Source organism: Amycolatopsis sp. lyj-90, assembly GCF_046549035.1.
Lineage (GTDB): Bacteria > Actinomycetota > Actinomycetes > Mycobacteriales > Pseudonocardiaceae > Amycolatopsis.
This window is the reverse complement of record NZ_JAJPWP010000006.1, coordinates 458,104-472,141: the sequence shown is the minus strand read 5'-3', so window position 1 is coordinate 472,141 and position 14,038 is coordinate 458,104. Positions and strand designations below refer to the sequence as shown.

Sequence of the window (14,038 nt, the reverse complement as noted above, 5' to 3'; positions counted from 1 at the left end):
TTTCCGTCATTTCGTCGAATCGGCGGTATGCGTGATCGTGCCAGTACTCTCCGTTATGTCCAGGCCGTCACCCAAGCGTACTAACGGAGCCGGAGACGGAATGTGGCACAGTGTCACCTGTGAGTGGTATTCCCGTCGCCGACGACGTTCTCGATGCAGATGTGGCCGTTCTCCCGATTCCGGAGGTCGCGACCGCGCTGAACGTTTCGGCCAACAAGGTCCGCCAGATGCTGCGCGACGGTCACCTGATCGCCGTCCGGCGCAAGGGCGACCTGTACGTGCCGGGCGCGTTCCTGGTGAAGGACGGCGTGGTCAAGGGCCTGGCGGGCACCATCACCGTGCTCGCGGACTCCGGGTTCAGCCGGACGGAGATGCTGCGCTGGCTCTTCGCCGAAGACGAGACCCTGCCGGGTGCCACCCCGGTCAACGCGCTCCGCACCAGCCACGGCACCGAGGTCAAGCGGCGCGCGCAGGCGATGGCGTTCTAGGCGTTCTGACCAGGACATACGTCGCGGCGGCGAGCAGCTGACAGCCCGCCGCGAAGCCCAGTGCGGCGGTTACGGAGAGTGCGCTCAACGGCCCCGCGGCCGCGGCGCCCGCCGCGAGTCCGGTGATCTTCACGCTCGCCGCCGTCGTGAAAACCTGAGCCCGCACCTCCGGGGGCGCCTCGCGATGCCGGATGGCGAAAAGCGCCGAAAGTTGCGGTCCTTCGGCGAGTCCGGCGAGGACGGCCGCGGCCAGCAGGGTCACCATGTCGTGGCCCGCCGCCGCGAGCAGGAAGCTCGCGCCCAGCAAACCGGTGGTGACGAGCACGGTGCGGTCCGGTGGCGGCGGCCTGCGGGCCAGCACGGCGTTCGCGACCAGTGACGCGGCGGCCAGCACGGTGAGCAGGAGCGCGCCGAATCCCGGGTTTCCCAGCCGCTGGGCGCCGAGCAGCGGATAGCAGACGACGGCGATCCCGATTCCGGCGAAGGACACCGTCGACGTCGCGGTGGCCCGGAGCAGCGCGCGGTTGTGGAAGAGGACCGCGAACCCGTCGGCGAGCCGTCGCCGGATCGGTTTCGCGGGCTTCGCCTCGACGGCGGGAAGCGACCAGGCCGCGGGGAAGGCCACCGCGACCAGCGTGATCGCGACGGCCACGGCTGCCGGGGCACCGGCGTAAGCGGCGACGAGCCCGGCGAGCCCCGGCCCGGCGAGGCTCGCGGCGGTGAACGTCATCGCGTCGAGCGTGCTCGCCCTGGCCAGTGGGGTCGCGCCGCGGACGTGGGGGAGTTGCGCCGTCCAGCCGCCGGCCAGCGCCGGATTGAGCAGCCCGGCCGCGACGGCCACCGCGATCGCCGCGGGGACTTCGACGAGCGCGAGCACCGCGCCGAGTCCGCCCGCGTAGGCGAGCAGCGCCCATGCCAGCAGCCGCCCCGGCCGGGTGCTGCGGTCGAGCAGCGCGCCGAGCAGCGGCCCGCCCGCCGCCGCGGAAATCGTCAGGCCCGCGAGCAGAGCGGATCCGGTCGCCGCCGAGCCGTCGACACTGAGGCCGAGCAGGAGCAACGCCGGCCCTGAGAGTTCGTCGCCGGTCCTGGCGACCGTCGCGCCGGCGAGATAGACGGCGAGTCTGTAACGGCCTCTCATGAGAAAGACGTTACAATGGGGTATGGCTTCGACGCAGCGGGATTTCCTGCCCGGCCGGTCCGCGCGGGCGGCGGCGCAGCGTGCGGTGGATCTGCTGGAGGTCTTGCTCGGGGCGCCTACGGTTTCGGGTGTCCAGGCGGTCCTGGAGGCGCACGGCGAGACTTCCGTCGAGCTGGGACCTTCGGATATGGCTTCGCTGCGCGAGGCGGCCCTGGAACTGCGTGAGGTCTTCGCGGCGCGGGATGCCGCGGAGGCTGCTGGGACGCTCAACCGGCTGCTGGCCCGCTACGCGCACCCGCCCCGGCTGACCGACCACGATTCCGGCTTCGGCTGGCACCTGCATGTGGACGCCGACGACGACGGCCCGTGGGGCGCGTGGCTGGTGACGTCGTCCGCGCTGGCGCTGGCGGTCCTGTTGGCGGACCGTCAGGCGGCGCCGGGTGGGCTGTGTGCCGCTTCGGGCTGTGGGAAGCCCTTCGCGCACTTGGGTGGGGGGAGTCCGCGGCGGTACTGCTCGACGCGGTGCGCGACCCGGGAGCGGGTCGCGGCTCACCGTCGGTCGCGGTCGTGAGTGGGGTGCCGGGACGCTATGAAAGGCCCGTTACTTGCAAAATTTGCAAGTAACGGGCCTTTCATAGCGCGCGCGACGGGGAAATCAGCCCTGCTTGTCCCGCCAAGCGATCCAGGACCGGAGCTTGTCGAGGTTGAAGTCCGGTCCGCCGGTGGCCACGGTGAACAGCGAGACACCCTGCTCCAGCAGCTTCGGACCCAGTTCCTCGGGCTCGCCCTCGACGGCGACCGAACGCTCGATCTCCTTCGGGTCCCGGCCGACGTCGGCGCAGTGCTGGTCGAGGATCCTGACCTTGCGCTCGACGACCTCCGGGTCGCCGAAGCCGTGCCAGATGTCGGCGTGCTTCGCGACCAGGCGCAGCGTCTTCTTCTCGCCGCCGCCACCGATCAGCACCGGGATCTTGCGGACCGGCTGCGGGTTCAGCTTCCCGAGCCTGCTCTCGATCCGGGGGAGCGCCTCGGCGAGGTTGTCGAGCCGCCCGCCCGCGGTGCCGAACTCGTAGCCGTACTCGTCGTAGTCCTTCTCGAACCAGCCGGAGCCGATGCCGAGGATCAGCCGCCCGTCGGAGATGTTGTCGACGGTGCGGGCCATGTCGGCCAGCAGCTCGGGATTGCGGTAGCTGTTGCACGTCACCAGCGCGCCGATCTCGACCCGTGACGTGGACTCCGCCCAGGCGCCCAGCATGGTCCAGCACTCGTAGTGCAGGCCCTCGGGCTCGCCGTACAGCGGATAGAAGTGGTCCCAGTTGAACACGATGTCCACACCGAGGTCTTCGGCTTCCGAAGCCGCCCGGCGGATCGCCTTGTACTCGGCGTGCTGCGGCTGCAGCTGCACGCCGATCCGGATCTTCCTGTTCGCAGCAGAGGTCATGATCGCACCTTAAGCCTGGAGTTGCTCCACGCGCTCGCCAGTAACCTCGGCAGGGCGACGGCCGCGCGACGACGGCGGGGCACGACGGCGCGCGTGTTCAGCACGTCGTAGCCGAGGGCCACGATTTCGTCGAGAATGCCTTCGTAGAGTACGAGCGCGGTCCGCACACAGTCCCGGGATTCCTCGCGCAGCAACGGGATTCCCGCTTCGGCGCGGCGGTACACCGCCCGGTTGCGCGCCACCGTCACGGCGAGCGCGCGCCGCACCCGCCGGTCCGGCAGCCCGCGGGCGCGGGACCATGCGAGCAGTTCGCGGTCGACGCCGAACGCGGCCAGTTCCTCGGTGGGCAGGTACAGCCTCCCCCGGTCGAGGTCCTCGCCGACGTCACGCAGGAAGTTGGTCAGCTGGAACGCCTCGCCCAGTGCGGCCGCGCCGGCGGCCGCCTCCGCGACCGGGACGACGGTGCCGAAGACCGGCAGCATCTGGAGGCCGATCACCTCGGCCGAACCGTGGACGTACTCCTTGAGGTCGGCGTAGGTCGCGTACTCGGTGATCTTGAGGTCCATCGCCATCGACCGCAGGAAGGCGTCGAACAGTTCGCGGTCCAGATCGTGGCGCCGCACGGTGTCGGCGAGCGCGGCCAGCACCGGATCGCCGGGTGTGGCGCCGTCGAAGACCCGTGCGACCAGGACGGCGACCTCGTCCAGCGCGACCGCGGGATCGGTGCCGGGCGCGGGATTGTCGACCAGCTCGTCCGCCATCCGGGCGAAGCCGTACAGCGCGTGCGCGAACGGCCGCGTCCGCGACGGCAGCAGCCGGGTCGCGAGGAAGAACGTGCGGCCGTAGTGCGCGTTGATGCGGCGGCATTCGGTGTACGCCGCCCGCAACGCCGGTTCGGTGATGCCCGCGGCGTCGAGTTCGTTCATCGGCCGGTGACCCTTCTCGCCGCGAGCCTGCCGGAGATCACCACCGGCGGGATGCCGACGCCCGGCGTGGTCCCGCAGCCCGCCAGTACGACGTTTTCCGCCGCCCGCACCAGGTTTCCCGGCCGGAACGGGCCGGTCTGGGCGAAAGTGTGCGCGAGGGAGAACGGGGTGCCCGCGGTGAGCCCGCGTTCCGCCCAGCCCGCCGGGGTGATCGTCTCGTCGACGGCGAAGTCGTCCGCGAAGCCGGTGAGGCCGCGGGTTTCCAGTGTCCGCAGGAGTTCCGTGCGATAGGCGGGACCGACCCGGCCCCAGTCGATCTTGCCGCGGCGCAGGTTCGGCGCCGGGGCCAGCACCGAGATCACCTGGTCGCCACCGGGGGCGAGCCCCGGTTCGGTCGCGGTCGGCCGGGTCACCAGCAGCGACGGATCGCTCATCAGTCTGCCCTCGCGGATGATCTCCGAGAACGTCTTTTCCCACGCGTGACCGAAGTAGATGGTGTGGTGGCCCAAATCCGGCCACGATTTCGGCGCGTGCCCGTGCAGGACGACGGCCGACGGCGAGTACCGCAGCGGCAGCGGGCGACGCGGGCGGGCGCCGAGCAGCCGGTACGCGGTGCCCAGCTCGGTCGCGAGAACCACGGTGTCGCAAGGGATCCGCTCGCCCGAGCGGGTCCGCACCGCGCGCACCCGCGAGGAAACCCGTTCCAGCCAAGCGGCTTCGGTGCCGAAACGCACTTCGGCGCCGGCCCGTTCGGCCGCGTTCGCCATCGTCCGCGCGATCTCGCCCATCCCGCCCGAGGGGTAGTAGACCCCGCCGACGGTGTCCATGAAGGAGATGACGCCGTACGCGCCGATCGCGCGGGCCGGGTCGAGCCCCGCGTAGAGCGCCTGGAAGGAGAACAGGCGGCGCACCCGGTCGTCGCGCAGGAATCCGCCGATCTTCGGGCCGAGCCGTCCGAAACCGCCCAGCGCGGCCAGTTTCGCCAGCTCCGGGCGGACGAGATCGAGCGGGGAATCGAAGTTCGCGCCGATGAAATGGTCCTTCTGGACCGCGTACAACTCGGTCAGCCAGCGCCGCAGACGACGGTAGCCCTCGGCTTCGGCCGGACCGGCGGCCGCGCGGATCTCGGCCTCCATCGCCGCCGCTTCGGTGTGCACGGCGATGGTGCTGCCGTCGGCGAACCTCGCGCGGTAGGCCGGGTCGAGCCGGGTCAGTGTCAGGTTGTCCGCCAGCGATTCGCCGACCGCGGAGAAGGCCTCGTCGAGCAGCTCCGGCATGGTCAGCACGCTGGCGCCGGTGTCGACGGTGTTGCCGCCGAAATCCGCCTGCCCGGCTCGTCCGCCGGGGCTCTTGTCCTGCTCCAGCAGGGTCACCCGGCGTCCGGCGCCGAGCAGGTGCAGCGTCGCCGACAATCCGGCGAGTCCGCCACCGATCACCACCACGTGGTCACTCGGACCGGTGACGGTGCGCATCAGTACGTCCGCTGGGTCGCCTTGACGACCAGCCCGGTCAGCGCGGCGGGAGCGGGCTCGGCCAGGTGGGCGCGGTCCAGCGCCGCCATCGCGGACTCGGTGAGCTCGTCGATACGGCGTTCCACCGCGTCGACGGCGCCGACGTCCTGCAGTGCCTCGCGCACGCTCTCGACGGCGTCTTCGGACAGGTGCGCGTCGCCGATGGCGTCGGAGATGACCCGCGCCGCGGCGTCCTTGCCCTGCTCGGCCGCCCGCTGGAGACCCAGGGCGACCAGCAGCGTCCGCTTGCCCTCGCGCAGGTCGTCGCCCGCGGGCTTCCCGGTGACCGACGGGTCGCCGAAGACGCCGAGGAGGTCGTCGCGCAACTGGAACGCCACGCCGACCTCGTCACCGAACTCTCGCAGCGTCGCGATCAGGGCGTCGTCGGCGCCGCCGAGCGCGGCACCGAGGTGAAGCGGGCGCATGACGGTGTACGCGGCCGTCTTGAGCTTGCAGATGTGCAGCGCGGCCTCGGGGGAGGCGTCTCCGGTGGCCTGCGTGCGGACGTCGAGGTACTGCCCGGCGAGCACCTCGGTGCGCATCGCGCGCCACGCGGGCCGCGCGGCGGCCAGTGCGGCGGGCGGAAGCGGGGCCTCGCCGAACATGTCGTCGGCCCAGGCCAGCGCGAGGTCGCCGACCAGGACGGCGGTCGCGAGCCCGAACGTGCTCGGCGAACCCATCCAGCCGCTGTCGGCGTGCAGTTTCGCGCCCGCGATGTGCACCGTCGGCGCACCGCGGCGCGAATCGGAGGAGTCGATGAGGTCGTCGTGGATCAGCGCGCACGCCTGGATCAGCTCCAGGCTCGCGACAGCCTGCAGCACGCCTTCGACGTCCGGCCCCGCCGGATCGCCGCCCGCGCCGCGCCAGCCCCACCAGGCGAACGTCGGGCGCAGGCGTTTGCCGCCGCCCAGCACGAATCCGGCCAGCGCGTCGATCCCGGCCCCGACGGTCGGTTCGGTGCGGCGGATTTCGGCACCGGCGCGCTCGAGGAACCCGGCCAGCGCCCGCTCGACGTGGGCGGGCAGATCGGCGTCGTAGGCGGACGTGTCCATGAGCACATCCTCCGGGAAGGACACCGCCGTGACCCAGTCGGGTGCCGCGGAATGTGGCGAAACAGACGCGCCCCTCCCCGCTTTTAGTCCTCTAGTTGCGGTAGTTGCACGCGCATGGACCGCGACCAGAGGACCAAATGCGAGGGATGTCAGCCGCGGCCCTTGTCGTAATGCCGCTTCGCGCGCGCCCGGTTCCCGCAGTCCGACGAACTGCACCATCGCCGCGACCGGTTGCGCGTCTGGTCGGTGAAGATCCAGCCGCACCCCGGCCCCTCGCACTCCCGGATCCGCGCGAGTTCGCCGGACCGCAGCAGTTCCTCGGCCGACAGCGCGAGGAAGTGCGGCAGCGCGGCGTCGCCGGTCAACGGCACCGTCCACCGCAGCGGCAAGGACGGCGCGAGTTCGGCGTGCCGGTACGCCGCGACCAGGGTCTTCCGCAACGCCGTGACGTCCGGAGGGGCCGAAACGAGCACCCGGTAGAGCGTCTCGCGGAACGACTTCACCGTGTCGAAGACGGCCTCGGAGATCTCCAGTCGTTCGGTGCCCGCGCCGACCAGGACGACCCACTCGGACAGCCGCGCGGGATCCGAAAGCCGATCGTCCCGCCTGGCCGGATCGCGCCGCCAGGAAACGGTGTTGACCAGGTCCAACGGCACGCTCCCGCCGATGCTGTCGTACCCGTCCCAGTGGCCGTCCACGTGCCCTCCTAATGGTCAAACTCAGTTTAGCTTGTTAGAGTCGGCCGTATGACAACGCTCCGGCAGCACTATCTGGCCGGCGCCCGCGTCGGCCTCGGGCTGGGTGTCGCGACCTTCGTCCTCGGTGTCACTTTCGGCGCCTACAGCCAGACTCTGAACTGGGGGATCGCGGCCCCGATCGTCGCGTCGATCGTCGTGTTCTCCGGCTCTGCCCAGTTCGCGATGGCCACCGCGCTCGCGGGCGGCGGCAACCTCGCCGTCGCGGTCGGCGCCGCGGCCCTGATCAACGCCCGGTTCCTGCCGATGGGCGCCGCCGTCGCCAAGGACCTGCGCGGCGGGCGGCTGCGCCGGGCATGGGAGGGCCAGGCCGTCGTCGACGGTTCGTGGGTGGCCGCCCACCTCGGCGGCGGGCGCTTCGACCGCGAGAAACTCATCGGCTGCACGCTCGTCCAGTTGCCCGCGTGGGTGCTGGGCACGGTGCTCGGTGTCGTGGCAGCGCCCTCGCCGGACGTCGTCGCGCGCTTCGGGCTCGACGTCGTCTTCCCCGGCTTCTTCCTGGTCCTGCTCATCGACGAGCTGCGCCGCTCACGCGAGGCCGTCCTGACCGCGGCCCTCGCCGCCTGCCTCGCCGGGGCCCTGGTGCTGTTCGTCCCGGTCGGGCTCGCGCTGATCGGGGCCTCGGCCGCCGCGCTGGTGGGCCTGGGGGTACGGCGATGACGCTCTGGATCGCCATCGTCGCCGTGGCGCTGGTCAGCATCGGGTTCAAGGCGGTGGGCCCGGTCCTGCTCGGCGACCGGGACCTGCCGCCGCGCCTGGCCGGGGTGATCGCGCTGCTCGCGCCCGCCCTGCTGGCCGGGCTGGTGCTCACCGACGTGACCGGCCCGGCCTGGTCCGGCGTCGACTGGACGCTCTGCGCGGGACTGGCCGCGATCGCCGTCACCTACGTGCTGCGCGTGCCGGTGCTCGCCGCGATCCTGTGCGGCGTCGTCGTCACCGCCGCGCTGCGGTTCCTGATCTAGCTCCAGAACGGCCCGGAGAGCCCGGCCTTGGCGAAATACGCGGCCGCGTCCTTCGGCCCGCGGCGGGTGTAGCCGTGGTCGAGCCTGCCTTCGTACCAGCCTGCCGCGAGCCGCCACAACGTCGCCAGGTCCAGGACATAACCCTTGTCCTGGCCCGTTTCCGTGAGCCATCCGTCCACACAGGACTCGCCGCAGAACAGGCGCTGGTTGCCGCAGGTGTGCACGACGTCGTCCCACATCCGCGCCGCCGGGACCAGGAAGTGCGCGACGAGTTCACCCTTCGGCGGGGTCCGGTCGTTCACCATCAGGGCCTGCGGCTCGCCGCAGCCGCGGCAGCGGGTGGACACCAGCACCTCGGGTTCGCCCTTGACCAGATGCGGGATCGCGAACGCGTCCCACGCGCAGCCGCCCCACCACAGCGTCCGTTCACCCATCACGGAGAACCCCAGCGGGATCGCCGCGAACGGATGCGCCATCACGACGTGCTCGCGGGCGTCGAGCACCACGTGGCGTTGCTCCGCGAGCCGGTGCAACGCCTGTTTCGCCACCGCCAGCGACCCGTGGGCGGCGTCGGCCAGCTCCGGCGCCGTCGGCCGCCTCCCGTGCTCGGCGAACGCCCGGTAGACCGCGACGCGGACGTCTTCGTCCCAGCTGGTGTCGTCTTCGGCACTCATGGCTCCAGAGTCTCCCCAGGTGGACGCCGCTCGGCAACCGTTGGCAGTGGCTGAAGTCGCAAGTCCAATGCCTGAGAGGGGGCTCCCAGCCAGCGGACTTTCCCCCCTAACATGACGGTATGACGTCGGTGGTCGAGCGGTTGCAGGGTGATGGACCCGTTTTCTCCATCGAGTTCTTCCCGCCAAGGGACACGGCGGACGAGGCCGTGCTGTGGAAGTCGATCCGGGAACTCGAACCACTGGACCCGGCGTACATGTCGATCACCTACGGCGCGGGCGGCTCCAGCCGCGACGGCACCATCCGCAGCATCGCCCGCGTCGCCACCGAGACCACGCTGGTGCCGATGGCGCACCTCACCGCCGTGAACCACTCGGTCGCGGAACTGCGCAACGTCATCGGCTGGTACGCCGCGGTCGGCGTGCGGAACATCCTCGCGCTGCGGGGTGACCCGCCGGGCGACGTCTACGGCGACTGGGTGCCGCATCCGGACGGGCTCAACTACGCCGAGGAACTCGTCGAACTGGTGCGTTCGCTCGGCGACTTCTGCGTCGGCGTCTCGGCGTTCCCGTACGGCCACCCGAGGTCGGCGAACCTCGAAGCCGACACCGAATACCTCGTGCGCAAGCTCCGCGCGGGCGCGGATTTCGCCATCGCGCAGCTGTTCTTCGAACCCGAGGACTTCCTCCGCCTACGGGACCGGGTGGCGGCGACCGGCTGCGAGGCGCTGGTCATCCCCGGCATCATGCCGCTGACCACGCTGCGGACGCTGCACACGTCGATCAAGCTGTCCGGCGCGCCCGCGCCGCGGCGGCTGCTCGACCGGCTCGAACCGCTGGCCGACGACCCGAAGTCGTTCCGGGCGGCGGGGATCGACACGGTGACCGAACTGTGCGAGCGGCTCATCGCCGAAGGCGTCCCCGACCTGCACTTCTACACGTTCAACCGGTCCAAGGCCACGCGTGAGGTGGTCAGCAGGCTCGGGCTGGTCCCGGCCCGCGCGTAACTCCGTACCGAAGTCGCCCGTCGTCCCGGTAGCGTGCCGGGCATGGCTTCGACCGCGCAAAGTGTGCACCAGATCTGTGACCGGTACGTCGACGAGTACGCGGCGGCCGACCCGGTCACCGCGACGACGTACGGCATCTCCGGATACGACGACCAGCTGACCGACTACTCGCCCGCCGGGTACGCGGCGCGGGCCGCGATCGCCTCCCGGGCACTGGCCGACATCGAAGCGGCCGAGCCGCGCGACGACGGCGAACGCGCGGCCAAGGCGGTCTTCACCGAGCGGACCGGGCTGATCCTGGAGATCCACGAGGCGGGTCTCGACCTCGCCGAGTTGAACGTGATCGAGAGCCCCGCGCAGAACCTGCGGATGGTCTTCGACCTCATGCCCGCCGAGACCGAGTCGGACTGGGCGAACATCGCCGCCCGCATGGCCAAGGTTCCCGAGGCGCTCGACCAGTACCGCGCGTCGCTGCTCGCCGGCGCCGACGCGGGCCGCGTCTCGGCGCTCCGCCAGGTCAGCAAGGTCGCCGAGCAGGCCGAGACCTGGGCGGGGCTCAAGGAAGAGACCGGGTTCTTCACCACGTTGATCTCTGGCGCGAAGAGCGTGAGTTCGGAGCTTCGCACCGAACTCGAGCACGCCGCCCGCGCCGCGCAGGAGGCGTACGCGGAGTTCGCCGGTTTCCTCCGCGCCGAGCTCGCCCCGCGGGCCCCGGTCAAGGACGCCGTCGGCGCCGAGGTCTACCGGCTGTGGTCCCGGATGTTCACCGGAGCCACCCTCGACCTGGACGAGGCCTACGCCTGGGGCTGGGCCGAGTTCACCCGCATCGAAACGGAGATGCGCGAGGTCGCGAACCGGATCAAACCCGGCGCCACCCTCGCCGAGGCGGCCGCCGTCCTCGACGCCGATCCGAAGTACGTCGTGCGCGGCCGGTCGGAATTCCAGGCCTGGATGCAGAACCTGTCCGACAACGCGCTGAAGTCGTTGCGCGGCAAGCACTTCGACATCTCCGACCAGGTCATGGAGCTGGAGTGCAAGATCGCCCCGCCCGGCGGCACCGTCGGCGCGTACTACACCGGCCCGAGCGAGGACTTCTCCCGCCCCGGCCGCATGTGGTGGTCGCTGCCGCAGGGCCGGGAGGAGTTCATCACCTGGCGTGAGGTCAGCACCGTCTACCACGAGGGCGCGCCGGGCCACCACCTGCAGATCGCGACCGCCGTCGACCAGTCGGAGTCGTTGAACAAGTACCAGCGGCTGCTCGCGTTCACCTCCGGGCACGCCGAGGGCTGGGCGCTGTACTCCGAGCGGCTGATGGAGGACCTCGGGTTCCTCGCCGACGACGGCGAACTGCTCGGCATGCTGTCCGAGCAGCTGTTCCGCGCCGCGCGCGTGATCGTCGACCTCGGCATGCACCTGGAACTGGAGATCCCGGCGGGCACCGGTTTCCACGAGGGCGAGCGCTGGACGCCCGAGCTGGGCCTGGAGTTCATGCTCACCCGGACCGTCACCGACCCGGCCCACGTGCACGACGAGATCGACCGCTACCTGGGCTGGCCGGGGCAGGCGCCGTCGTACAAGCTCGGCGAACGCCTCTGGCTCACCGCGCGCGACGAGGCCCGTGCCCGCCAGGGCGACGCCTTCGACATCAGGCAGTTCCACACGCGGGCGTTGGCGCTCGGCGGGATGGGGCTGGACACGCTGAGGGAGACGCTGGCCGCACTGGACTAGCCGCTCTCTCGCGCCTTCCGCGGTCCAAAAGCGCGCTATGAAAGGCCCGTTACTTGCAAAATTTGCAAGTAACGGGCCTTTCATAGCATCCGGAGGGGGCACCGGCCGCGCGCAATTCACGTGCGGCACCGGCCGGAGCCTTGCTACGTTCCCCCCGTGCACCGGATCTTTCTCGTCACCCCACCCCCCGCCTCCTGAGCGGGGTGTGTGCGGCCGCGCGGCGTTCCCGCCGCCCGGCCTCTTCCTGATGCGCTGAAGAAGCACCCCGCGTCGTCGCCGTCCTCAGACACCGACACCAGACGCAGGAGCGTTTCCCATGTCCGTTGCCGTACCCACGCGCGCCCGATCGTCGGCCGCGCTCGTCCTCGCCGGCGTCCTCTGGGGGACCGGCGGCCTCGCCGGCTCCCTGCTCGCCTCCCGCGCGGGACTCCATCCGCTGAGCGTCGCCGCGTACCGGCTGCTCATCGGCGGTGTGATCGCCACCGGCTATCTCTGGCTCACCGGCGGCCTCCGCGGCCTTCCCCGCACACCGGAGGCCCGCCGTCGCCTCCTGGCGGTCGGTGGCCTGTTCGCCCTCTTCCAGACCAGCTATTTCGTCGCGGTCTCGCTGAGTTCGGTAAGCGTCGCGACCATGACCACCATCGGCAGCGCGCCCGTGCTGCTCGCCGTCGCGACGGTCGTCAAGTCCCGGAGTCTTCCCTCGGCCTGGACGACGGTGTCCCTGGCCGGGTCCCTGATCGGGCTCGTGCTGCTGCAGTGGACGCCCGGGGAAGAAGCCGACGTCACCGGAGTGCTGTTCGCCCTGCTCGCCGCGGCCGGGTTCGCCGCGCTGACCCTGGTGACCGCGACCCGCGTCGACGGCCTGGATCCCTTGCCCACCACGGCTTTCGGCTGCCTGATCGGCGGTGCCGCGCTCACTCCCGCCGCGTTGTGGTTCGGGATGGCCGTGCCGCCGCAGGTGGACGTGCTCGCGCTCGTCGTCTACTTCGGCGTCGTGCCCACGGCGCTGGCCTACGCCGCGTATTTCCGCGGCCTCGAGGGCGCGCACCCCGTCCTGGCCGCGTTGTCCGCCCTGCTCGAACCGCTCACGGCCGCGCTGCTGTCCATGGTGGTGCTCGGGGAACGGCTCGGCGCGGTCGGCTGGTGCGGCGCGGCGGTGCTCATCGCCGCGCTCGCCGTCGCCTATTCGAAGCCCTAGAGCGGCAGCGTCCGGCCGAGGATCGCGAACGCCCGCGGATCCCCGGCGAAGTGGTAGTCCCGCAGCACGTCGACGAAACCGACACGCCGGTAAAGGTTCCAGGCCCGGCTGGTGCCTTCCGGCGTGGAAAGGAGGACGTGGGCGCTGGGCACGCCGTCGAGCAGCCGTCGCAGGAGGTCCTCGCCGATCCGCTTCCCCTGGCTCGCCGGGCTGACGTGGATCTCGGTGAGCTCGAAGTAGTCGGACATCCACTGCTCGGCGGCGGCCTGGCCCTCACGGCGGGTCAGGCCGTGGCGGACCTGTTCGTGCCACCACTGGCCGCCTCGGCCCTTGTAGCCGTAGGCGAGGCCGAGCAGGACGCCGTTCGCGTCGAGCGCGGCCATACAGCGCCATCCTTCGCGCAGCGCGTGCGTGAGCCACATCGGCGCGCGTTGTTCCGCCGTGCCTTCGGGATAGCGCATGGCGTCGACGTAGATGGTCAGCGCCTCGGGGAGCCGGGCGCGGAACTCGTCCGCGGACAGCTGGACGTAACGGGTGCATTCCGAGGACATCGCGGTCACGGGCGCCCATCCTGCCCGTCGCCCGCGACGTCCGCGGGAGTACCCCCGGTCAGCGCGACGAGCCCGTCGAACGTCGTGGGGTACACCGACTTCGGATGCCCGGCGGCGGCCCAGACGACGTCGTGAGCGCGTAACGCGGTGTCGACGAGAGTGGTCAACGCCTTCGGGTGACCGACCGGGGCGACGCCGCCGATGGGCTGCCCGGTGTGCGCACGGACGAAATCCGCGTCCGCCTTGCCGATCTCGTCGGCGCCGGTCGACGCGGCGAGGATTCCGGTGTCGGCGCGGTGCGCGCCCGACGTCAGCGCGAGCAGGGCCGTCTCCGCGTCACCGGTGCGGCTGCGGAACACGAGGCTGTTCGCGATCGCGCCGACCTCGACTCCGAGCGCTTCGGCCGCCTGCGCGGCCGTGCGGACTTCGGCGGGGAGGATCCGGATCCCGTCCGCGGCGGCCTGCTGACCCGCCTCGGCGAGCGCGGCCGCGACCTTGGCCACCGAGGGGTGGCCGGACTGGTCGATGGTGCTCATGAGCCTATGAGATCACGTGGCCGATCCCGTGTCCCGCGCCACATGCGGCGATCACCCCGCTACGGGGTTGAAGA

16 protein-coding genes are annotated in these 14,038 nt (G+C 71.2%); 7 read left to right on the top strand and 9 right to left on the bottom strand.

Going from position 1 to position 14,038, the window contains the following annotated elements:
- Positions 1-119 precede the first annotated feature (119 nt).
- Positions 120-488, top strand: coding sequence for an Rv2175c family DNA-binding protein (locus ACLJPX_RS25485; RefSeq protein WP_101606354.1), 369 nt, complete (start codon positions 120-122; stop codon positions 486-488).
- Here ACLJPX_RS25485 and ACLJPX_RS25480 read toward each other — a convergent pair.
- Complete coding sequence (locus tag ACLJPX_RS25480) at positions 457-1,626, bottom strand: MFS transporter (RefSeq protein ID WP_410602300.1); 1,170 nt, start codon at positions 1,624-1,626, stop codon at positions 457-459. The two genes, ACLJPX_RS25485 and ACLJPX_RS25480, sit on opposite strands and share 32 nt — an antisense overlap.
- A gap of 22 nt (positions 1,627-1,648) precedes the next feature.
- Here ACLJPX_RS25480 and ACLJPX_RS25475 point away from each other — a divergent pair, with 22 nt between their 5' ends.
- On the top strand, positions 1,649-2,197 hold the full coding sequence (locus ACLJPX_RS25475; RefSeq protein WP_410602298.1) for a CGNR zinc finger domain-containing protein: 549 nt from the start codon (positions 1,649-1,651) through the stop codon (positions 2,195-2,197).
- A gap of 84 nt (positions 2,198-2,281) precedes the next feature.
- Here the strand turns inward: ACLJPX_RS25475 and ACLJPX_RS25470 are convergent, their stop codons facing one another.
- The 5 genes from ACLJPX_RS25470 to ACLJPX_RS25450 form a co-directional block, all read right to left on the bottom strand.
- Complete coding sequence (locus ACLJPX_RS25470; protein WP_410602296.1) at positions 2,282-3,067, bottom strand: LLM class F420-dependent oxidoreductase; 786 nt, start codon at positions 3,065-3,067, stop codon at positions 2,282-2,284.
- Entirely contained in the window at positions 3,064-3,993 is a 930-nt protein-coding gene (locus ACLJPX_RS25465) for a phytoene/squalene synthase family protein (RefSeq protein ID WP_410602294.1), read from the bottom strand. Before ACLJPX_RS25465 ends, ACLJPX_RS25470 begins: the two co-directional genes overlap by 4 nt.
- A complete protein-coding gene (crtI, locus tag ACLJPX_RS25460) occupies positions 3,990-5,465 on the bottom strand; it encodes a phytoene desaturase family protein (RefSeq protein ID WP_410602292.1) in 1,476 nt (491 codons plus the stop codon). The genes ACLJPX_RS25465 and crtI overlap by 4 nt, the downstream gene beginning before the upstream one ends.
- On the bottom strand, positions 5,465-6,556 hold the full coding sequence (locus ACLJPX_RS25455) for a polyprenyl synthetase family protein (RefSeq protein WP_410602290.1): 1,092 nt from the start codon (positions 6,554-6,556) through the stop codon (positions 5,465-5,467). Before ACLJPX_RS25455 ends, crtI begins: the two co-directional genes overlap by 1 nt.
- Before the next feature lie 149 nt (positions 6,557-6,705).
- Positions 6,706-7,254 carry a CGNR zinc finger domain-containing protein gene (locus tag ACLJPX_RS25450; RefSeq protein ID WP_410602288.1) on the bottom strand — a complete coding sequence of 183 codons (549 nt, stop codon included), beginning with the start codon at positions 7,252-7,254 and terminating at the stop codon, positions 6,706-6,708.
- A gap of 48 nt (positions 7,255-7,302) precedes the next feature.
- Between ACLJPX_RS25450 and ACLJPX_RS25445 the strand changes: the two genes are divergently transcribed.
- Both ACLJPX_RS25445 and ACLJPX_RS25440 read left to right on the top strand, forming a co-directional pair.
- Positions 7,303-7,971 carry an AzlC family ABC transporter permease gene (locus tag ACLJPX_RS25445; protein WP_410602285.1) on the top strand — a complete coding sequence of 223 codons (669 nt, stop codon included), beginning with the start codon at positions 7,303-7,305 and terminating at the stop codon, positions 7,969-7,971.
- Positions 7,968-8,273: an AzlD domain-containing protein gene (locus ACLJPX_RS25440; RefSeq protein WP_410602283.1), complete on the top strand. Its 306-nt coding sequence runs from the start codon at positions 7,968-7,970 to the stop codon at positions 8,271-8,273. The genes ACLJPX_RS25445 and ACLJPX_RS25440 overlap by 4 nt, the downstream gene beginning before the upstream one ends.
- On the opposite strand, the gene merB is transcribed toward ACLJPX_RS25440, so the two are convergent.
- On the bottom strand, positions 8,270-8,947 hold the full coding sequence (merB, locus tag ACLJPX_RS25435) for an organomercurial lyase (protein WP_410602281.1): 678 nt from the start codon (positions 8,945-8,947) through the stop codon (positions 8,270-8,272). The two genes, ACLJPX_RS25440 and merB, sit on opposite strands and share 4 nt — an antisense overlap.
- 119 nt (positions 8,948-9,066) lie before the next feature.
- Here merB and metF point away from each other — a divergent pair, with 119 nt between their 5' ends.
- From metF to ACLJPX_RS25420, 3 genes are all read left to right on the top strand, one after another.
- A complete protein-coding gene (gene metF / locus ACLJPX_RS25430) occupies positions 9,067-9,951 on the top strand; it encodes a methylenetetrahydrofolate reductase [NAD(P)H] (protein ID WP_410602279.1) in 885 nt (294 codons plus the stop codon).
- Positions 9,952-9,993: 42 nt separating this feature from the next.
- The gene (locus tag ACLJPX_RS25425) at positions 9,994-11,679 is read left to right on the top strand and encodes a DUF885 domain-containing protein (protein ID WP_410602277.1); all 1,686 of its coding nucleotides are present in this window, start codon (positions 9,994-9,996) and stop codon (positions 11,677-11,679) included.
- 316 nt (positions 11,680-11,995) lie between these two features.
- Positions 11,996-12,877 (top strand): DMT family transporter, encoded by an 882-nt coding sequence (locus ACLJPX_RS25420; RefSeq protein WP_410602275.1) that lies wholly within the window; start codon positions 11,996-11,998, stop codon positions 12,875-12,877.
- Here the strand turns inward: ACLJPX_RS25420 and ACLJPX_RS25415 are convergent.
- Together ACLJPX_RS25415 and ACLJPX_RS25410 are read right to left on the bottom strand one after the other, a co-directional pair.
- A complete protein-coding gene (locus tag ACLJPX_RS25415) occupies positions 12,874-13,437 on the bottom strand; it encodes a GNAT family N-acetyltransferase (RefSeq protein ID WP_101606368.1) in 564 nt (187 codons plus the stop codon). The genes ACLJPX_RS25420 and ACLJPX_RS25415 overlap by 4 nt on opposite strands.
- Positions 13,434-13,964, bottom strand: a complete 531-nt coding sequence (locus tag ACLJPX_RS25410) for a YbaK/EbsC family protein (RefSeq protein ID WP_410602273.1) — start codon at positions 13,962-13,964, stop codon at positions 13,434-13,436. The genes ACLJPX_RS25415 and ACLJPX_RS25410 overlap by 4 nt, the downstream gene beginning before the upstream one ends.
- Positions 13,965-14,038 lie beyond the last annotated feature (74 nt).